This is a genomic window from Pantoea vagans (genome assembly GCF_004792415.1).
Taxonomy (GTDB): Bacteria; Pseudomonadota; Gammaproteobacteria; order Enterobacterales; family Enterobacteriaceae; genus Pantoea; species Pantoea vagans.
Window position 1 is genome coordinate 2,205,361 of the sequence record NZ_CP038853.1, and the last position, 18,355, is coordinate 2,223,715.

Genomic DNA, 18,355 nt, shown 5'->3' on the forward strand with positions numbered 1-18,355 from the left:
GATCAGCAATTGTATGCTTTGCCGCCAAAGGGGACGCGTTAACGTTTATTTTTTCGTCACATTGCCTGGATAATGGCCTGAAACCTCCTGTAAATGCTGCTGATAAAATCTGCGGCAAACGTTTCATCTGAATTATTCTCCATTAGCAGTTAATGTTAAATTCATCCAGCGCCTCGCTCGCATTCAGTTGATTTATACTGATATGCTCTTTTTCATCAATATTAAAATCTGATCAACAGTTTGTTATAAGGTTTTTAACCCTGGATTATCAGCTCAGGCCGGTTGTCAGAAAATTCTTGCCCTGTCGCCCGTAATCAGCCAAATTAGTCGCCGCTTTTCCCTTCTAATAACAATCTCGCGCATGAAAAACTCACATGACGCGGACTTAATTGCTGTCCCGAAACAGGGTATGAAAAAACTGAGGTACATGTGTCAACTGCAAACAAACACACTGATGAGGCTGTCAGTCTCAATGCGTTTAAACAGCCGAAGGCGTTCTACTTAATCTTCTCGATTGAGTTATGGGAACGTTTTGGCTTCTATGGCCTGCAGGCCATTATGGCGGTTTACCTGGTGAAGCAACTGGGATTGTCTGAATCAGACTCCATCACCCTGTTCTCTTCATTCAGCGCGCTGGTTTATGGACTCGTCGCCATTGGCGGCTGGCTCGGCGATAAAGTGCTGGGCACCAAACGTGTGATTGTGCTAGGCGTGCTGGTACTGGCACTGGGTTATGCGCTGGTAGCATTCTCCGGTCATAACGTCAGCATCGTCTATATCGGTATGGCGACCATCGCCGTGGGCAGCGGACTGTTCAAAGCGAACCCCTCTTCGCTGCTCTCCACCTGCTACGACAAAGATGATCCGCGTATCGATGGTGCCTTCACCATGTTCTATATGTCGATCAACATCGGTTCACTGTTTTCGATGATGCTCACCCCGTGGTTAGCGGCGAAATATGGTTACAGCGTTGCCTTCTCGCTGTGCGTTATCGGTCTGATCATTACCCTCTTTAACTTCCTGTTCTGCAAACGCATGGTTAAGGATTACGGTTCTAAGCCCGACTTTGCACCGCTGCAGGTCGGAAAACTGCTGATGACGCTGGTTGGCGTTGTAGTGCTGATCGCACTGGCGAACTGGATGCTGCATCATCAGGTCATTGCACGCCTGGTGCTGGCTGTAATTGCGCTGGGTATCGTGCTGGTGTTTGCCAAAGAGGCCTTTGCACTGCAGGGCGCAGCGCGCCGTAAAATGATTGTGGCCTTCCTGCTGATGGTCGAAGCGATTCTGTTCTTCGTGCTCTATATGCAGATGCCAACGTCACTCAACTTCTTTGCTATCCGCAACGTTGAGCACACGATTCTCGGCATTACCTTTGCGCCCGAGCAGTTCCAGGCGCTGAACCCGTTCTGGATCATGCTGGCCAGTCCGCTGCTGGCGGCGCTCTACAACAAGCTGGGCGATAAGCTGCCGATGCCGCATAAGTTTGCCTTTGGTATGGTGCTCTGCTCCGCTGCGTTCCTGGTGCTGCCGGTGGGCGCGAAGTTTGCCAGCGATGCCGGTATCGTTTCTGTTAACTGGCTGATCCTGAGTTATGCGCTGCAGAGTATCGGTGAACTGATGATCTCCGGCCTCGGCCTGGCGATGGTTGCGCAGCTGGTGCCTCAGCGTCTGATGGGCTTTATCATGGGCTCCTGGTTCCTGACCACCGCAGGCGCGGCGGTCATTGCCGGTAAAGTGGCCAACCTGATGGCGGTGCCTGAAAACGTGACCGACCCGCTGATTTCGCTGGCGACCTACAGCCGCGTATTCCAGCAGATTGGTATCGTAACCGCTGTCATCGCTCTGCTGATGCTGATTACGGCGCCGTTGCTGAACCGTATGACGCAGGATCCTGACGCGAAAAAATAACGTGCAGGCGTCATCGCTGCCGTGACACGAATCAGCCGGGCTCTGCCCGGCTTTTTTTATTGCTGACCCTTTCCCCTCATCGATCCCTGATCCTTATCACTGGTAATTCCACCCTGAGCCTTTACTATGCTGTGATCCCATTGCAACAAGGAGTACATGGTCATGAAACTGTTTTGCAAAGCAGGAGCCTGCTCTCTTTCTCCCCACATTGTTATGCGCGAATGCGGGCTGGACTTCACGCAGGTGAGTGTTGATCTGGCCACAAAACTCACTGAACGGGGCGATGATTTCCGCCAGATTAACCCTAAAGGCCAGGTGCCCGCGCTGCAGCTCAGCGACGGCACCGTGCTGACGGAAGGTGTTGCCATTGTGCAGTACCTGGCAGATCTCAAGCCCGATCGCCATCTGCTGGCACCGGTCGGCAGCCTGACGCGTTATCACACCGTGGAGTGGCTCAGCTTCATCGGCAGCGAGCTGCACAAAAGCTTTGGGCCGCTGTTTCGTCCCGGTTACTCCGATGAGGTGAAAGCACAGACGCGCAGCCAGCTGGAAGCGAAATTCCGCTATGTCGATGCGTCACTGCGCGACAGACAGTGGCTGATGGGGCTGCATTTCAGCGTGGCGGATGCGTATCTGTTTGTGGTGACGCGCTGGGCAAAAGCGCTGGGACTGGATCTGTCCGGCTTTACGGCGCTGGAGGCGTGGTTTGATCGCGTTGCCGAACGTCCTGCGGTGCAGGCGGCGCTGAAAGCGGAAGGCTTAGCCTGAGTGAACAGGGCCGGTTAACCGGCCCTTTTGCATTACAGCTTTTCTGCCGCGAAATGCTGCGTCGGACTGGCAATGGCATCCTGGGCCGCCACCAGCTGCAGCTCATACTCGCCCATCTGATGGGTTTTCAGCATCACCTCATAGACCGCCGCAGTGACGTGCTCCAGCGCATCCTGCAATGATTTGCCGTGCAGCAGATTCACCAGCAGCAGACCGCTGGTGAGATCGCCCACGCCGACCGGCTGACGCACACCAAAATCGACCAGCGGACGGCTGATGTGCCAGGCGTCTTCCGCCGTTACCAGCAGCATCTCAAAGCGATCGCTGCGACGACCGGCGCGCGCCAGGTGCTTCACCAGCACCACGCGTGGTCCCTGGGCAATCAGCGCCCGCGCCGCATCGACTGCTGCGTCGACGTCGGTAACGGTGCGTTCGCTCAGCATCTCCAGCTCAAGCAGATTCGGGGCGATAATGTCGCTGGCCGGCATCGCCATTTTGCAGTGAAACTCCGCCACGCCGGGTGCCACGATGCAGCCTTTCTCGGGGTGACCCATCACCGGATCGCAGAAGTACCAGGCATTCGGGTTAGCTGCTTTGACCTGCCGAACAATCTGCAGAATCTGCTCGCCCTGCTCTGCCGAACCCAGATAGCCGCTCAGCACCGCGTCACAGGTCTTCAGGCGGTCAATATCCGCAATACCTTTAACGATGTCGGTTAAATGCGTTGCAGGCATCACCGTGCCGGTCCAGTGGCCATATTGTGTATGGTTGGAAAACTGCACGGTATTCAGCGGCCAGACGTTTGCCCCCAGGCGGCGCATCGGAAACTCAGCCGCCGCGTTACCGGCGTGACCAAAAACAACGTGCGACTGAATCGCTAAAATATTTTTCACTTGTTTGCCCTGTCCTGCCTTGCCATAAAAAAGGGCCGGAAACCGGCCCTGAAATCTTACTGCCAGTTAATCAGGCAGTAATGTTTCTTGCCGCGACGCAGCAGCGTAAAGCGGTTAAACAGTTTGTCGCTGTCGCTGAAGCGGTATTCCGCATCAGACTGCTTTTCACCATTCAGAGAAACGGCATTGGAGCCGATCATGGTGCGTGCCTGACCGCGAGACGGCACCAGCTCAGCTTTCACCAGCGCCTGCTGCAGATCGTCGTCAGCGCCCAGCACGATAGTGGGCATACCATCCTGCGCCAGCTGTTCAAAATCGGCTTCGGTCATGTCGCTTACGGAGCCTGAGAAGAGGCTGGCCGTAATACGTTTTGCCGCCGACAGACCCGCTTCGCCATGCACCAGACGCGTTACCTGCTCAGCCAGTACATACTGCGCACGTGGCGCGGTGCCGCTGTTTTTGTCCTCTTCTTCCAGCGCGTTGATCTCTTCAATGCTCAGGAAAGTGAAGAACTTCAGGAAGCGATAGACGTCAGCATCCGCGGTGTTGATCCAGAACTGATAGAACTTGTACGGGCTGGTTTTCTTCGCATCCAGCCAGACTGCGCCACCTTCAGTTTTACCGAATTTGGTGCCGTCAGACTTAGTGATCAGCGGAACGGTCAGGCCAAACACCTGGTTCTGATGCAGACGACGGGTCAGGTCGATACCGGAGGTAATGTTACCCCACTGATCGGAACCGCCAATCTGCAGCGATACGCCGTGACGCTCGTTCAGGCAGGCAAAGTCATAGCCCTGCAGCAGATTGTAGGAAAACTCGGTAAAGGAGATACCCTGATCGTCACGGTTAAGACGCTGCTTCACCGCTTCTTTATTGATCATCTGGTTAACGGAGAAGTGTTTACCGATATCCCGCAGGAAGGTCAGCACGTTCATGCTGCCAAACCAGTCGTAGTTGTTGGCGGCGATGGCGCTGTTGCTGCCGCAATCGAAGTCCAGGAATGGCGCCACCTGCTGGCGGATCTTCTCAACCCATTCGTTGACGGTGTCGCTGGTATTAAGTTTACGCTCTGCGGCTTTAAAGCTCGGGTCGCCAATCAGGCCGGTTGCACCCCCGACCAGCGCCACCGGCTGATGGCCGGCATCCTGAAAACGCTTCAGGCAGAGCAGCGGTACCAGATGGCCCAAATGCAAGCTGTCAGCAGTGGGGTCAAAGCCGCAATAGAGCGAAATTGGCCCCTGCGCCAGTTTCTCTGTTAACGCGTCTTCATCCGTCACCTGGGCGATAAGGCCCCTCTCCTGCAATTGTTGTATCAGGTTACTGCTGGTCATTACTGACTCCAAATTGATCAGACTGCACCTATGCTGGTACACAGCTTTCCGCTGAGTTGCGGAATCGAAAAAAATGAGGGCTATAGCATAAAGCGCTGACGCCTTCTGTGCCAGCGCTGATAGGGGGAAATCATGCAGATTCAGGGTGCCAGACGGTCGATTTTCCAGCCGTCGTGATCGCGCTGATAGATGAAACGATCGTGCAGACGATGTTCGCCTCCCTGCCAGAACTCCACGGTGTGAAATTTCACCCGGTAGCCACCCCAGAAGCTGGGCAGCGGCACGTCGCCCTGCTGGAACTTCTGCTTAAGCTCAAGGAACTTTCCTTCCAGAATGCCACGGGCCGAAATCCGGCTCGACTGCTTCGACACCCAGGCCCCAATCTGGCTGTCGCGCGGACGGCTGTGGAAATATTTCAGCACCTCCAGCGGCGACAGTTTCTCCACTTCGCCCAGTACCATCACCTGACGCTCCAGGTAGTGCCACGGGAAGTGCAGGCAAATGCGCGGATTGTGCGCCAGCTGCAGCGCCTTGCGGCTGCCAAGGTTGGTGTAAAACACCATGCCCTGCGCATCGAAGTGTTTCAGCAGCACGATGCGCTGCCACGGCTGGCCCTGCTCATCCACGGTGGCCACGGTCATTGCCGTGGGATCGGGCAGTTTTGCTTCACACGCCTGGCTCAGCCACTGTTCAAACAGGGCTATCGGATTATCCGGCAGATCCTTACGACGCAATCCGCCGCGGGTATATTCGCGCCGCAGATGGGCAATGGTGTGTAGCGTTTCGCTGTCGCTCATAATGCTCGCCTATTCAGATAAAGAGTCAGCTGGCAGGTTGCAGCTCACAATCGTTCACGACGATTTTATCGTTACGTTCGATAAATGCGCCGTTTCCTTTGGACCAGAACACATAGTTGTTGTCGCTGTAGCGTGCGCCGGAAGCGGATACCGTCTGCTTCAGCGTCAGCGGCTGGCCATCCATAATGAAGCTCACCTGCTCTTTCGCCTCATCCAGCGTCACGGTCAGGGGCAGGGTTCCGCAGCGATAGTGCAGGGTCTGCGGCGACGGTGGCTGTTTATGCATCAGGCTACAGCCCGAGAGCAGCAGCACCGCGGCAACGGTTAATCCTTTCAACATAAGCGGGTCTCCTTCACGAGTGAAGCTGGCATTATAAGAAGGATTTGGCGCGAAGTAAGTGGGAATCCACGCCAATCTGGTGGATGCTGTCAGGCAGCCTCAATTATTGCGCGTTTTCAGGCGGTTGTCTGAATGCACAGGCCGCGTTCTCAGGCTACGCTCTATAGATCTTAAGCGAGGAAAACAAACATGAAATTTGATAACGAAGATGCATTTAAGCTGGCCGTGGCGTTTATGAACCACAAAGAGAATGCCACCGTCGCCAGCAGCTACTTTAAAACCTTTATCGACACCTACCAGAAATTTGACCGCTGGCTGAGCGCATCCGATCCGGTCAGCGCCATGAAAGCGGAAAAAGCGGCAGCCAAAGCCGGCGAAGACTCCCTTCTTTGATCCCTTTCCTTACTGGCCCGATAGTCATCAGGATATCGGGCCTGCGGACATAATCAGCTGTTAACGCGGGTACAGACGATTACCCCAGCGCGACTCTGGCTTTAACAAAGAATAGCTGTTCCGGCTGCTGTGCTTATTTCCTGCATTGGCGTCACGTTTATTCCGGCCCGGTAATGCCGCTGTTAAAACGGCATAAACAGTCGTGCACATTTGCAATAAATGCTATTCCCTGCCGTCATTCCCCAGAATAATCGCTACACCCCCCTTTTTTTGTCTAAAAAACCGGCAGCGAAGCGTGACAGGACCAGCAAACTCTATAAAGCCGTCTATGCTGTAAACGTCTGGTTATACTTCATGGAGTTGAAAAAAATGAAAATGAAATCCCTGTCAGCCATTGCTTTGCTGGCGCTTTCTTTAGGTACGCTGGCAGGCTGCGCCTCGAATCAGTCGATTAAGACCACTGATGGCCGCACTATTGTCACTGATGGTAAACCGCAGATCGATTCAGATACTGGCCTGGTTTCTTATCGCGATGCTCAGACAGGAAAAACTGAGCAGATCAATCGCAATGAGATCAGTAATATGAGTGAACTCGACAACTAATATAAGGTGAATAAGATGAAAAAAGCGCTGATTTTACCTCTCGCCGCATTGATTGGTATGACCGTATTAACCGGCTGCACCCGTACCAGTTATGCGATTCAGACTAACGATGGACGCACCATTATTAGTGATGGCAAGCCTTCTGAGTCAGATGCTGGCCTGCTGGCCTACACTGACGCCAATGGCGTGAAGCAACAGATTAATAAAGCGGACGTTAAAGCGGTCTCTGAAGTACCGAAGAAATAAACCGGGCACGCTCGTCCAGTTAATAAAGCCGCCCACGGGCGGCTTTATTTTTGCCTGCGCTTAGCACGGCATGTGGCACGACTGAATTTCCCTTACACCTGCCGATTCTAATCAGAAATATCCGTTATGCTTTGGCAATAATATGGCAGGCAGCATAACAATAACCGCGATTCACCTGCCTGTTGCTTATCTGAATTTCAGGCAACCACTATCCTTTTTAACCAGCTTAATAGCTCACGCTGCTTTACCCGTAAAACAGACATCTTTTTTTATTGTTTTTTATTAGAGACTTATCGCTTCGCTTAAAGGTTCATTTTATTTTTAAAAATTTAAACCGCGTTTATCGGCGGTTTCCGATCTTTTAGTCCGGATTGCCTTTAACTAGACTATTCATATCGTTATTCAATCGGGAGGTCGCTGATGGTTTACCATGATAAAACAATCGGTCATAGGATTCTTGGTGAAGCCGCAATCAATCTGGCGTTTGAAGAGCAGGAGATTACCCTGGTATCACTGATTCGCCAGCTGAGTGAAATGGCTGAAAACGAACGCAGCGATGAGCGCGTCGCGCAGATTGCTGATGCACGCAACTGGCTCAAAGGCTTTATCGAGGCCTCAACGCGCGACCGCGCCGAATTAAACTGGCTGGTCGAGACCGGACAGGCGCCGGTCTTCCTTAAAGATTATCGTTAATGATGGCGCTGTCGGTTCAGGGTGCCAGGCCTCGCCTGGTGCCCTTCCGCCTTTCCCTGCACCACGCCAGTTTTTGCATTTTTCCTGTTTATCACTGAACGCTATGCAGATAGCACAAAAACTCCCTCTTCTGCGCTGAAATAGCTATACAGGCTCGCTTTTTTTGTATAACTTTGCCGCGAACCGATCGTTTTTCCATCACCTGACAGGAAATTACCCATGTACCCGAACCAGAGACTGCCGCGGACGGCAGACGATATTGCCCGTTATTTTAATGCGGCAAGCCTGCCCTCACAGCAGGAAACGCTGGGCCAGGTGGTGGTGGAAATTCTGCATGCGGGCGGGAACGTAAACCGTAAAGCGATCTGCACCAAACTTCTTCGTCGGCTGGAAACAGCGTCTACGCTGGAAGATGAGCGCCACTACCGTGCTCTCATCAGCCTGCTGTTTGGCCGTTAAGCAGCAAACGCTCTCTGCCAGCGACTTCCGTTAGTGCGCCAGCGGTTCCCCGCTTTCTGTCACCTGCTGTTGCAGCGGATGTTTCGCTGCGCGGGTTTCAAATCCCCCCTGGGCAGCAAAAACAGAGCAGCCAATAGCGGCTACGAGTGTCAGTAAGATTGAGGTTTTCACGAAGCAGGCCTTAATTATTACGCTACAGAATAAAACGTAAAAGCCTGGCACATAAACAGCGCCGGGAAAAGCGCACTGCAGACTTTCTCTGTCCGACAAAACGCGGGCGGAGAAATGCCGGTTTATTGATTGACCCGCCCCGTAACGATTACCCCAGTACTTTTAATGCCAGCGCCAGCGTCTGCTGTTCGTTGCTCACATCGCTGACCTTGCCTGCCACCCGCATACCGTATGCAATGCAGAGGATTAGACCGGCTGCCGCTTCACTGTCCAGCGTGTTATCGATTGAACCATCCCGTTGCCCCAGCTCCAGCAGCGAGACCAGGAAGCGCTGATTACGCCGGACTACTTCATCAATACGCTGCGCCAGCGCCTGATCCATCGTCTGCAGCGCAATGGCGCTGGCGACGACCAGACAGCCGCGCCGCCCTTCGATAGCACGCGCCGAGTCGAGATAGAACTGCAACAGCTCGGTTATTTTTTCCCGTCCGCTGATACAGGGTGCCAGACGACGGCGCAGCTCGGTATTTCTAAGCAACAGATAACGTTCAAACACCAGCAGAAAGAGCGAGCGCTTATCTTTAAAGGCCTTATAAATGCTCCCTGCGGAGAGGTTCATCGCCTCACCCAGATCGCTTATTGATGTGGCGTGATACCCTTGTTGGCGGAAAACGATCATGGCGTGATCCAGAGCCTGTTCAATATCGAACTCTCTGGGACGTCCCCGCTCTTTGTTTTTATGCGCTGTCGCTGTCGTGATCATTGTTACCGGTCTGGGAGGTACGTTCCTGTCAGAATCAGCCCGGATTCTATCCCAGGCACGGGTAACAAGTATAGATAGCGGCGATCGGCCAGCGACCTGACACTGACGGATGTCCGTTTCTGTCGCCTGATGATCAAGGGAAATAATCAGTTGTGCCCTGCAACCCGACACAGGTTACAGGGCAAACCGGTCACGACTCATTCAGATAATAACGCGGTCTCTTTGCGGCGATCTGCCCGTTGCTGCCTGCGTTGCTGGGCGTTTATTTTGATGAGCCATAACATAAACTGCTTAATAAGCAGGCTGGCGTGGCTCTCATTGTCAGCAAAGCATAAAAAGAGTCGGGTTTTGATATTGCTGTTGTCGTCGACCGCATAAATCTCATAGTCGTCGTGGTGGCGGGATTGAATGATTGCTGTGAAATGTATTGCAGGCCAGAGCATTACTCCGGCTTCAAACTCTCTGAAATCCATTATATTTACCTGGTTATTTTTTAAAATGCCCGATGAAAAACTACTCAATCGGGCCAGGCAAAGCATAACTTCCAGTCACTTTAATCGCGTGATAAAAAAAGCTTTTAACAGACGCTGCTACGTCAGCAACAGAGGAGGCCGGACCCGCGCCTACTTAACCGCCACCACCGGCAAATCCGCTACCCGTGTGGTATAGGCAGGTGACAGCATCTCGCGCTTCATCGCCCAGACCTTGTTGATCCCCTGCCCGGCAAACCACAGCTTTCCGCTGCCGGTTTTGTTAATTTTATCCATCAGCTGCATCAGCTCCTGGCTGTTGCGGCGCGGCTGATGCTCATCAAACAGATCAAGCTGGGCCACGCCCTGACTGAAAAAATCCCCCAGCACGATGCCCGCCTTGATATAGCGATATCCCTTAATCCAGATGTTATCCAGACACGCCATTGCAACGTTGATGATGTCGCGGGTGTCCTGCGTCGGGATCAGCAACTGGCCGGTGGACTGATTGCCATAAAAGGGTTCGTCAGTTGCGTGCGGGCTGGTGCGCAAAAATACCCCTATCTGACGGCAATACTGGTTCTCACGACGCAGTTTCTCTGCCGCGCGCTCCGCATAGGCACAGACGGCTTCGCGCATCTGGTCATAATCGGAGATGCGGCTGCCAAACGAACGCGAACACATGATTTGCTGCTTATCCGGTGTCACTGACTCCAGTTCCAGGCAGGATTCGCCACGCAGTTCCCTGACGGTACGCTCCATCACCACGCTGAACTGTTTGCGAATAGATTCGGTGCTTTGATCGGCCAGATCTTTCGCCGTCATAACGCCCATGGCGTTAAGCCGTTTGCCGATCCGGTGCCCCACGCCCCAGACGTCAGCCACATCGATCAGTGCCAGCAGCTTTTTCTGTCGTTCGGGGTCCGACAGATCGACAATGCCGCCGGTTTTGCTCCACTTTTTGGCCGCAAAATTCGCCAGCTTGGCCAGCGTTTTGGTCTGTGCAATGCCGACGCCGACGGTCAGATGGGTCTCTTTGCGGATCCGTTCTTTGACCTGACGGCCAAAAGTCTCCAGCGCCATGCAGTTCTGCACGCCGGTGAGATCCATAAACGCCTCGTCGATCGAGTAGATTTCTACCGAGGGGGCCATCTCTTCGAGGATGGTCATCACCCGATGGCTCATGTCGGCATAGAGCGCATAATTTGAGCTGAAGACCTGTACCGCGTGACGCGTCAGCTCTTCGCGCATTTTAAAATAGGGCGCGCCCATTTTAATGCCGGCTTTCTTTGCCTCGGCGCTGCGCGCAATCACACAGCCGTCATTGTTGGACAGCACCACCACCGGTTTGCCTTTCAGATCCGGCCGGAAAACGGTTTCACACGACGCATAAAAGCAGTTCACATCGACCAGCGCGAACATGGTCAGTGCGTCGATTTAATAACAAAGGTCACAACACCAAACACCTCCAGCGCATCTTCAGTCTGGATAGCGATCGGTTTAAATTTGGTATTCATCGGCATCAGTTGCAGGCAGGGATGAAGCTGAAGACGTTTAACGGTAAATTCACCGTCGACGGCGGCTACCACGATATCGCCGTGTGAGGCGGTGAGCGAGCTGTCGACCACCAGCATGTCACCATCGTTAATGCCCGCCTCAATCATCGACTCGCCGCTGACGCGAACAAAATAGGTGGCGCTGGGATGCTGCACCATCAGCGCATTGAGATCGATACGTTGTTCGACATAATCCTGCGCCGGGGAGGGAAATCCACACGGCACACGTTCGATATAAAGCGGTAAAGGCATAACGGCGCGAATGTCCGCAGGTTTAATGAATTCCACAATTTCACTCCTTTCTCAGATTACTGTATATAAATACAGTAATAGCTAATCCCCCATTTAATCAAGTGACACGGAACATTTTTAGGCAAAGGAGTTGATGGTAATGCACTTTTTTACCCCTCTTTTTTCTCACTGCTGTGAGAGTAAGCAGAAACGGGTTACTTTTGCCGCAGTACGGGAATATCAGCGTTTTTTTCTTTCAGTAACTAATCTTATAAATTCACCCGCTGATTATTTTTACTTAAGGAAAATCTGACAACGACTCTGTGGCATTCGCTGAGGTTTGAATATTCAACGCGGGCTGGTTATTCTGCCTTTTTTAAGGCCTGGAGGGGTTATGGCAGACAACGATCGAATTAAACATCTGGAAGAGGCAGTTGCGCAGTTAACGGTTGAGACCACGGTATTAAAAGCGATACTCGGTCAGCAAATTGCGCTGAATAATCTCAACTACAAAGGGAAGTTTGACGATGTGCTGGCCGCCCTGGCAAAAGAATATGCCGAACGCGGTCTGGAGGAAGGCAACAATCAGGCAATCCATGACGCCCTGCGCCAGTATATTAAATATGAGCCACCCGCAATGGAATAGGACTTTCCGGCAGCGTCCGCTCACCGGACGTTACCGGCTCCTGAACACTGCCATCCCCTGACCTGCCCCGTCCCCGGGTTAGGGTTTACGCCTGGCTATCACTCTCCAGCGCATCCTGAATCGCATCGGCCAGATTACCAATTTCATTCGCCACGGCCTGCAGGTCCCAGGAGGCTTTTGAGCCGGTTGCTGACGTTGAAGCGCTGACGGACTCCTTTGCCACTGACAGCGCCGCTGCTACAGCCACTGAACGTTTATGTTGTTCCTGAGTCACGCCCGCAGGCGGAATCGCAAAATAGTCGTGAACCATGATCATTTCCTTGTGATGAATAAGGGCTCAACCTTAGCCTTCTGCATCAGGTGTGGGAAGTGAATTATGTGGCATGACCTGTCAGGCGGACAGGATTGCAGCAGTCGTATTGCGTTGTCCGTTTTTCCTGCGCCAAAAACCTGTACGGCCTGTACAGGTTTTTGGCTGAAATGTCTGGCTGAATGGCTATTGTATCGTTTTCGCACGGCGGAAAAAGAGAGGCGTTACGCACCAGCGGCCGCTATCATCCTGCGAAAAAAATCCTTTAACACCCTGAATTAACTCAGATAAAGACTGAAAACCCGACACACTTCCGTTGTCTGCCTGCCCCTCAACACCTCTGACCAGTGATCTTTTGTCAAATTTTATTGTACAACTTTGCCATTCTTGTATAACTTTATCTCGTGATGTTAAATCACTTGTAACGAAAGGTGCTTTGCACCGCATCTGAAGGTGTTGTGGATTTCCACCTTCAGATGCAATTTTTTTTGCGTCAGCCGGTTACCGGATCTGAATCAACGCATACTCCCCCAATTTCTTATGAGGCCTGACATGCAAACAACGATGAATACAGAGTCTCAGATTTCTGATTACTTCATGAACTCTGGTACAGCGCTGACGACTGAAAAACAGGTTATCGCCGCGGTCCATGCTGAACTCGCACGAGCCAAAGCCCATGTCTCCGATAAAGACATCGTGCTGGGCCTGATTCACCACCTGGAGAGCGAGCGCGACGTGGTTAAGCAGGATATTTACCGTCAGGCTCTTGAACATGTTCTGCAGCGTGCAACGGCTACCAGCGAAAGCTAAAAACCTGTGTCTGTTATGACGGAACGCGAATTAGCACGGATGCTTTTCCACTTCGGAATCGGCCCCTTTTAAAGGGGCTTTTTTATTGCTGCTGCACTGCATCACCCGCCTCTTTTTTACCTCCCGCATTGCCTGCCCTGCCGGACCACATATAGCGCTACTATTTACCGTTTTTGCCGCTTATTTCACCTTAAATTGCGATTAATTGCTCTCGGTTCGCTTTATTTATCCAATATCTGTGTCCAGGCTTTTTCTGCATCCACTGCAAACACAGACGAGGAAAATAATCATGTTTCATCATTCATCAAAACTTCAATTCCCGGTTCGTGTAGAGAAGCCCGATCCAGAGTTTGCCATGCTGTTACAGCAGGCAATCGGCGGCGTCGAAGGTTAGATTCGTGTAGCGATGCAATACTTTTTCCAGGCGATGGGCGCGCGGGGCGATGCGCGGATTCGGGATCTGCTGATCTCGACCGCCACCGAAGAGCTGAGCCATATCGAAATGCTGGGCTACGCCGTAGCGCTGAACCTTGAAGGCGCGCCGCTCTCTTACCAGGAAGCGTCAGCGAAAGATCCGGTCGTTAATGCAATTCTGGGCGGCATGAATCCGCGCCATATCCTCTCTTCCGGTCTGGCGGCAATGCCGGTGAACGCCAACGGCATGCCGTTCGACATGAGCCACATCTACGCCTCTGGCAACGTGGCGGCCGATATGCTGGCTAACGTCACCGCAGAAGCCACCGGCCGCGTACTGGCTACCCGCCTCTACAACATGACCGAAGACAAAGGCATGAAGGATTTCCTCTCCTTCCTGATCGCCCGTGACACCATGCACCAGCAGCAGTGGCTGGCGGTAATCGAAGAGATGGGTGGCCTGAACGCGTCACTGCCGATCCCGAACAGTTTCCCGCAGGAACATGAGGCGCAGGAGCACTCTTACTACTGCCTGAATACCTCGCTGGATAAACCGCTGCCGGAAGGACGCTGGAGCAGTGGCCCGGCTTACGATGGTCATGGTCAGTTCAGCGCGAAACAGCAGCCCGAGATTCTGGGTGATGAGCCGCTGCTCGGCAATGCCCGTCCCGGCTCCGGTGCGCAGTCAGAGCAGATTGACGGCGTTACGCCACCGAAACCTTAATTACCCGCCTGTCAGGGATCGATGCCCTGACAGGTTTTTCCCATCTTTTTTATGGAGGAGACGTCATGTCATCCACTCAGCGTCCACAACCCCCTTTCGAAGAGCAGCAGCAGACGTGGCCCGGCAGCACCGCCGCGATGCAGCCACAGCCCGATCATGGTGAAGAGAGTTATCAGGGTTCAGGCCGTCTGGCGGGTAAAAAAGCGATTATTACCGGCGGCGATTCCGGCATTGGCCGGGCCGTGGCGATTGCTTTTGCCCGGGAAGGGGCTGACGTGCTGATCTCTTATCTTGATGAGCATGAGGATGCGCAGGATACCGCCCGACTGGTTGAGGCCGCCGGTCAGAAAGCGGTTTTGGTGCCCGGTGACATTACCGATGCGTCACACTGCAACGCGCTGGTCGATAAAGCCGTTGAAGCCTTTGGTGAAATTAACATTGTGGTGAATAACGCGGCGTATCAGATGACGCGCGAATCGCTGGATGAGATCGGCGACGACGAGTTTGATCGGACGATGAAGACTAATTTGTACGCGATGTTTTACATCACCAAAGCGGCCACAAAACATATGCCTGCAGGCGGGTCGATCATTAATACGGCCTCGATCAATGCTGACCAGCCGAAACCGAAACTGCTCGCCTATTCCGCGACTAAAGCCGCCATCGTTAACTTCTCCGGCGGCCTGGCAGCCCTGCTGGCGGAGAAAGGCATCCGTGCCAATGCGGTCGCACCCGGTCCCATCTGGACACCGCTGATCCCGTCGACCATGCCGGTTGAACAGGTGAAAAACTTTGGCAGTGAAGTACCGCTGCAGCGTGCCGGTCAGCCTGCTGAGCTGGCACCCACCTATGTGATGCTGGCCAGTGATGAAGCCAGCTACATTTCCGGGGCGACCATCGCCGTTACGGGCGGCGTCGCGATTATTTAACGTCCGCCGATTCCCTGGCCCCTTCGGCCAGGGGATCCTTTAGCAGCTTCTGCGCGACGCCCCACTGCCAGAGCGGTTCCCGCGCCAGATTTTTCATTTTCACTTCGCACATGATGTCGAAAGCCTGAAACGACAGCGCCCACCCATTCAGCGTCGGATTGAAGAAGAAGTCAGAGTGCGCCCGCAGTTTGCTTTTGCTCACGCCCAGCTGCTGCTGATCGGGCCAGCCCTCCTGCGGAATAATCCCCTCCTGCGAAATCGAATAGTGAAGCACCGGTCGCACGCCGCGCCAGGAGTCGATTACCCTGGCCACACGCGCGTCATCCGGCTGAATAAACTCGCTCTCTTTCACCCAGTGATGGTGGATATCCAGCACAACCGGACAGAGGGGGGCCGCCTGCAGCACATCATCCAGCGAGCAGGAGATCTCATCATTCTCCACCGTCAGCATCAGCCGCGCCTCCGGGCTGAGCTGATTAAACGACTGCTTAAAGCCGTCGAACCCCGCCTTACCGTTCATATGAATGTTGATTTTAAAATCCTGGAAGGTCTTACCGTAGCCCATCAGACAGGCGCAGAGCGTGTGATACTCCACATCCTCCAGTGCGCGCACCACCACATCGGGATTATCGGAAGCCAGCACGGTATATTGTCCCGGATGGAAGGAGAGCCGGATATCATGTGCCCGTGCCAGCTCGCCACAGCGGGCAAACAGCGGATAGAGCTCAGGCAGGAATTCCGCAAACAGCGGCGTCGCTTCGGGCACCGTGTAAAGTGGCAACAGATCGCTGCCGATACGCATCATTCGCAGCGGCGGCGGTAAGGTGGCCAGATGCTCAAGCGTCAGATAGAGGTTATTGAGATTAGTAACGGTGATCTCATGAACCAGCTGATGACGTTCAGCGTGCGGTAAACTCAGAAATCGTTTACGGGTGGTCGCGCGAAACGGGAAAAACTGTTTGCCATCGCTATTGAGATACTTACATGCAAAGCCTAATTTCATGACTGCTCCTGATTAATGCTTATCAGAAGTGTAACAGGCCTCTGGCGACCAGCCAGTCGCGGGCCACAGCAGCAGACTGAATAATGACAGGGAGAGAGACTATGCAGGGTCACGCGATCCAGCGCATCGCTATCGACGCGGCTGAACGGCTGCCCGCCGCCGAATCAGGCTATCCATTCGGGCCGGAACATCAGGTTTATAAAGTGTGTGGAAAAGTGTTTTTACTGCTGACCGAACTGCGGGGCGTGCCGATTATCACCCTGAAATGCGAACCACAGCAGGCGGAGCTGCACCGGGTGATCTATCCCTCCATCACTGCCGGTTACCATATGAATAAGCGCCACTGGATTACGGTGTATCCCGGCGACGGTCTCTCGCCAGGCCTGATTCAGCAGCTGGTTGAAGAGTCATATCAGCGGGTGGTGCGCGGCATCCCCGCCTCACGCCGCCCGGTGTGGGTGGGATAAAGGCGGCGGAGAGGATGGGCGTTATCCCGCGTCAGCGAGAACGTGTATTTAATGGCAGGGATAATCCAGATCAGGGGCAGAATCGGTTCCTGCCATCATCTGTCGGTCAGAGGGAGATCTGAGGATTTTCAACGCCACAGGCACGGGCATAGCGGGCGAGTGTTTCAACTGTGGCTTTATCTGCGCGGCGTTCGGTGCGTGAAACCGCAGAGGGACTGACACCGAGAGCCTCCGCGACCTGGGCGCTGGTCATTCCCGCACTTTCACGCCATCTGGCTAACTGCTCGCGCAGATGCTCTGCCCTGACTTCAGCCTCATAATGCTCACGAACAACCGGATCAGATAAAATTTCTTTGCGGGCCGTCGTCCACGAAACTGATTTCTTACTCATCGTTCAACATCTCCTCTAAACGGTGCGCCGCGGCGATCATGACTGCTGAGCTGAGCATAACCGCTCTGTACCCGCTGTGACCAGCGGGTCATCAGCCCCGCCCTGGCACTCAGTGGTGCAGCATCTCATCCACCACTTGTGCGTTCGTCATCTGGTAAGGGTAATAGGTTGGCCAGTTGTCCATCTCCGCCAGCAGGGCCTGCTGAGACTGGTTGCCCATAAAAATATGGAAATGGGCGGACTTTCGCGGCCCGATGGTGTGGTCGCTGAACTGCACATATTTCGGCGCCTGACTGCTGGCGTCCTGGCACTCGAACAGGTAGCGCACCCCTTTCTTCCCGGACGTATAGGTCAGGATTTTGTGGCCTGCATAGTGATAGTGGCAGGCGCTGACCTTATCGCCGACGTGGAACTCCATCACGCCATTTTCGATCCCAATGGTTTCGACGTCGGTAGCATAGCCTTTGCGATAATAGGCCTTGTACTGTTCTGCCGTTTTACTGTTGTCCTGCTGCGCTTTCTTCTGCCAGACCGGGTCCAGTTCGCCGCTCTGCAGCAGCGGATAGACCGACTGCCAGATTCCATCCCAGTCAGAGAGCGGACGATCTTTCACATCGCTGTCAGCGAAAACCCCTTCAGCCGCCTTCTGCTCCATCGCTGACAACGGTTTTCCATGGGCATGCGTACCATGTGCCAGCGCCTGCTGACTGATTAACAGCGCGCCGACGATTCCCATCCATTTACCTGCATGATTTTTCAAAGCCCGATCCCCGATTAATGTAACAGCCAGAAATGTTATGATATAACATTTCACAATTCAACCCTGATGAACACTTCCCGGCATTAATTTTATTTAATGGTCAGGGGCCTCTTCTGGTACATCCCACTCACCGGTAACAAGCGGAACTGTCGTGACATAAAAGTGGGTTGTTACTATAGCGGGCGCGGACTGACAGGCCGCTAAGCCAGACGGCACAAGGCGTGAATAAGCGAAGCGATAATGAGGGCTGAGAGATAAGCGTGCGTTTTGAACCCG

Annotated in this window: 26 protein-coding genes; 13 read left to right on the forward strand and 13 right to left on the reverse strand. The window is 53.6% G+C overall.

The genetic code is table 11. The annotated features are described in order from the left end of the window. Positions 1 to 429: 429 nt before the first annotated feature. Both dtpA and gstA read left to right on the forward strand, forming a co-directional pair. Positions 430 to 1,911 carry a dipeptide/tripeptide permease DtpA gene (gene dtpA / locus EGO56_RS10265; protein WP_033782990.1) on the forward strand — a complete coding sequence of 494 codons (1,482 nt, stop codon included), beginning with the start codon at positions 430 to 432 and terminating at the stop codon, positions 1,909 to 1,911. A 162-nt stretch (positions 1,912 to 2,073) separates the two neighbouring features. Further along, the gene (gene gstA, locus EGO56_RS10270) at positions 2,074 to 2,679 is read left to right on the forward strand and encodes a glutathione transferase GstA (protein ID WP_135908939.1); all 606 of its coding nucleotides are present in this window, start codon (positions 2,074 to 2,076) and stop codon (positions 2,677 to 2,679) included. A gap of 32 nt (positions 2,680 to 2,711) precedes the next feature. On the opposite strand, the gene pdxY is transcribed toward gstA, so the two are convergent. The 4 genes from pdxY to EGO56_RS10290 all read right to left on the reverse strand — a co-directional run bounded on the left by pdxY (position 2,712) and on the right by EGO56_RS10290 (position 6,040). Then, positions 2,712 to 3,572, reverse strand: a complete 861-nt coding sequence (gene pdxY, locus EGO56_RS10275; protein WP_061062385.1) for a pyridoxal kinase PdxY — start codon at positions 3,570 to 3,572, stop codon at positions 2,712 to 2,714. 56 nt (positions 3,573 to 3,628) lie between these two features. Further along, positions 3,629 to 4,903, reverse strand: coding sequence for a tyrosine--tRNA ligase (tyrS, locus tag EGO56_RS10280; RefSeq protein ID WP_033732557.1), 1,275 nt, complete (start codon positions 4,901 to 4,903; stop codon positions 3,629 to 3,631). A 140-nt stretch (positions 4,904 to 5,043) separates the two neighbouring features. Then, the gene (gene pdxH, locus EGO56_RS10285) at positions 5,044 to 5,700 is read right to left on the reverse strand and encodes a pyridoxamine 5'-phosphate oxidase (RefSeq protein WP_135908941.1); all 657 of its coding nucleotides are present in this window, start codon (positions 5,698 to 5,700) and stop codon (positions 5,044 to 5,046) included. A 25-nt stretch (positions 5,701 to 5,725) separates the two neighbouring features. Continuing rightward, complete coding sequence (locus tag EGO56_RS10290) at positions 5,726 to 6,040, reverse strand: MliC family protein (protein WP_135908943.1); 315 nt, start codon at positions 6,038 to 6,040, stop codon at positions 5,726 to 5,728. A 189-nt stretch (positions 6,041 to 6,229) separates the two neighbouring features. On the opposite strand from EGO56_RS10290, the gene EGO56_RS10295 reads away from it, so the two are divergent. From EGO56_RS10295 to ycgZ, 5 genes are all read left to right on the forward strand, one after another. After that, positions 6,230 to 6,433 (forward strand): hypothetical protein, encoded by a 204-nt coding sequence (locus EGO56_RS10295; protein WP_013357757.1) that lies wholly within the window; start codon positions 6,230 to 6,232, stop codon positions 6,431 to 6,433. Positions 6,434 to 6,802: 369 nt separating this feature from the next. Next, positions 6,803 to 7,036 carry a YgdI/YgdR family lipoprotein gene (locus tag EGO56_RS10300; RefSeq protein ID WP_010245442.1) on the forward strand — a complete coding sequence of 78 codons (234 nt, stop codon included), beginning with the start codon at positions 6,803 to 6,805 and terminating at the stop codon, positions 7,034 to 7,036. Positions 7,037 to 7,051: 15 nt separating this feature from the next. Then, positions 7,052 to 7,282: a YgdI/YgdR family lipoprotein gene (locus tag EGO56_RS10305; protein ID WP_010245445.1), complete on the forward strand. Its 231-nt coding sequence runs from the start codon at positions 7,052 to 7,054 to the stop codon at positions 7,280 to 7,282. Positions 7,283 to 7,702: 420 nt separating this feature from the next. Then, the gene (locus EGO56_RS10310) at positions 7,703 to 7,975 is read left to right on the forward strand and encodes a hypothetical protein (protein WP_135908945.1); all 273 of its coding nucleotides are present in this window, start codon (positions 7,703 to 7,705) and stop codon (positions 7,973 to 7,975) included. A 219-nt stretch (positions 7,976 to 8,194) separates the two neighbouring features. Further along, positions 8,195 to 8,434: a regulatory protein YcgZ gene (ycgZ, locus tag EGO56_RS10315; RefSeq protein ID WP_013357752.1), complete on the forward strand. Its 240-nt coding sequence runs from the start codon at positions 8,195 to 8,197 to the stop codon at positions 8,432 to 8,434. Positions 8,435 to 8,464: 30 nt separating this feature from the next. Here the strand turns inward: ycgZ and EGO56_RS10320 are convergent, their stop codons facing one another. The 5 genes from EGO56_RS10320 to umuD all read right to left on the reverse strand — a co-directional run bounded on the left by EGO56_RS10320 (position 8,465) and on the right by umuD (position 11,682). After that, entirely contained in the window at positions 8,465 to 8,605 is a 141-nt protein-coding gene (locus tag EGO56_RS10320) for a hypothetical protein (protein ID WP_238348963.1), read from the reverse strand. A 148-nt stretch (positions 8,606 to 8,753) separates the two neighbouring features. Beyond that, positions 8,754 to 9,368: a TetR/AcrR family transcriptional regulator gene (locus tag EGO56_RS10325; RefSeq protein ID WP_135908947.1), complete on the reverse strand. Its 615-nt coding sequence runs from the start codon at positions 9,366 to 9,368 to the stop codon at positions 8,754 to 8,756. Between the two features lie 197 nt (positions 9,369 to 9,565). Beyond that, on the reverse strand, positions 9,566 to 9,841 hold the full coding sequence (locus EGO56_RS10330) for a hypothetical protein (protein ID WP_135908948.1): 276 nt from the start codon (positions 9,839 to 9,841) through the stop codon (positions 9,566 to 9,568). A 150-nt stretch (positions 9,842 to 9,991) separates the two neighbouring features. Beyond that, complete coding sequence (gene umuC / locus EGO56_RS10335) at positions 9,992 to 11,260, reverse strand: translesion error-prone DNA polymerase V subunit UmuC (protein ID WP_135908950.1); 1,269 nt, start codon at positions 11,258 to 11,260, stop codon at positions 9,992 to 9,994. Between the two features lie 2 nt (positions 11,261 to 11,262). After that, a complete protein-coding gene (gene umuD / locus EGO56_RS10340; RefSeq protein WP_013357748.1) occupies positions 11,263 to 11,682 on the reverse strand; it encodes a translesion error-prone DNA polymerase V autoproteolytic subunit in 420 nt (139 codons plus the stop codon). A gap of 337 nt (positions 11,683 to 12,019) precedes the next feature. Here umuD and EGO56_RS10345 point away from each other — a divergent pair, with 337 nt between their 5' ends. After that, positions 12,020 to 12,271, forward strand: coding sequence for a hypothetical protein (locus EGO56_RS10345; RefSeq protein WP_033732547.1), 252 nt, complete (start codon positions 12,020 to 12,022; stop codon positions 12,269 to 12,271). A gap of 85 nt (positions 12,272 to 12,356) precedes the next feature. Here EGO56_RS10345 and EGO56_RS10350 read toward each other — a convergent pair whose 3' ends face one another. Next, positions 12,357 to 12,581: a hypothetical protein gene (locus tag EGO56_RS10350; RefSeq protein WP_033732545.1), complete on the reverse strand. Its 225-nt coding sequence runs from the start codon at positions 12,579 to 12,581 to the stop codon at positions 12,357 to 12,359. 552 nt (positions 12,582 to 13,133) lie between these two features. Here EGO56_RS10350 and EGO56_RS10355 point away from each other — a divergent pair. The 4 genes from EGO56_RS10355 (at position 13,134) to EGO56_RS10365 (ending at position 15,458) form a co-directional block, all read left to right on the forward strand. Continuing rightward, the gene (locus tag EGO56_RS10355; RefSeq protein ID WP_013357745.1) at positions 13,134 to 13,391 is read left to right on the forward strand and encodes a biofilm development regulator YmgB/AriR family protein; all 258 of its coding nucleotides are present in this window, start codon (positions 13,134 to 13,136) and stop codon (positions 13,389 to 13,391) included. A gap of 289 nt (positions 13,392 to 13,680) precedes the next feature. Next, positions 13,681 to 13,785 carry a manganese catalase family protein gene (locus EGO56_RS22650; RefSeq protein WP_337692679.1) on the forward strand — a complete coding sequence of 35 codons (105 nt, stop codon included), beginning with the start codon at positions 13,681 to 13,683 and terminating at the stop codon, positions 13,783 to 13,785. A gap of 12 nt (positions 13,786 to 13,797) precedes the next feature. Then, complete coding sequence (locus EGO56_RS10360; protein ID WP_337692680.1) at positions 13,798 to 14,529, forward strand: manganese catalase family protein; 732 nt, start codon at positions 13,798 to 13,800, stop codon at positions 14,527 to 14,529. 65 nt (positions 14,530 to 14,594) lie between these two features. Then, entirely contained in the window at positions 14,595 to 15,458 is an 864-nt protein-coding gene (locus tag EGO56_RS10365; RefSeq protein ID WP_135908952.1) for a glucose 1-dehydrogenase, read from the forward strand. Here the strand turns inward: EGO56_RS10365 and EGO56_RS10370 are convergent. Beyond that, positions 15,451 to 16,461 (reverse strand): apurinic/apyrimidinic endonuclease family protein, encoded by a 1,011-nt coding sequence (locus tag EGO56_RS10370; protein WP_013357742.1) that lies wholly within the window; start codon positions 16,459 to 16,461, stop codon positions 15,451 to 15,453. The two genes, EGO56_RS10365 and EGO56_RS10370, sit on opposite strands and share 8 nt — an antisense overlap. Positions 16,462 to 16,562: 101 nt before the next feature. On the opposite strand from EGO56_RS10370, the gene EGO56_RS10375 reads away from it, so the two are divergent. Then, on the forward strand, positions 16,563 to 16,928 hold the full coding sequence (locus tag EGO56_RS10375) for an MmcQ/YjbR family DNA-binding protein (protein ID WP_110331864.1): 366 nt from the start codon (positions 16,563 to 16,565) through the stop codon (positions 16,926 to 16,928). Between the two features lie 106 nt (positions 16,929 to 17,034). Here EGO56_RS10375 and EGO56_RS10380 read toward each other — a convergent pair whose 3' ends face one another. Continuing rightward, complete coding sequence (locus EGO56_RS10380; protein ID WP_135908954.1) at positions 17,035 to 17,319, reverse strand: helix-turn-helix domain-containing protein; 285 nt, start codon at positions 17,317 to 17,319, stop codon at positions 17,035 to 17,037. 109 nt (positions 17,320 to 17,428) lie between these two features. Then, positions 17,429 to 18,079 carry a metal-binding protein ZinT gene (gene zinT, locus EGO56_RS10385; protein ID WP_135908956.1) on the reverse strand — a complete coding sequence of 217 codons (651 nt, stop codon included), beginning with the start codon at positions 18,077 to 18,079 and terminating at the stop codon, positions 17,429 to 17,431. Positions 18,080 to 18,355: the final 276 nt, after the last annotated feature.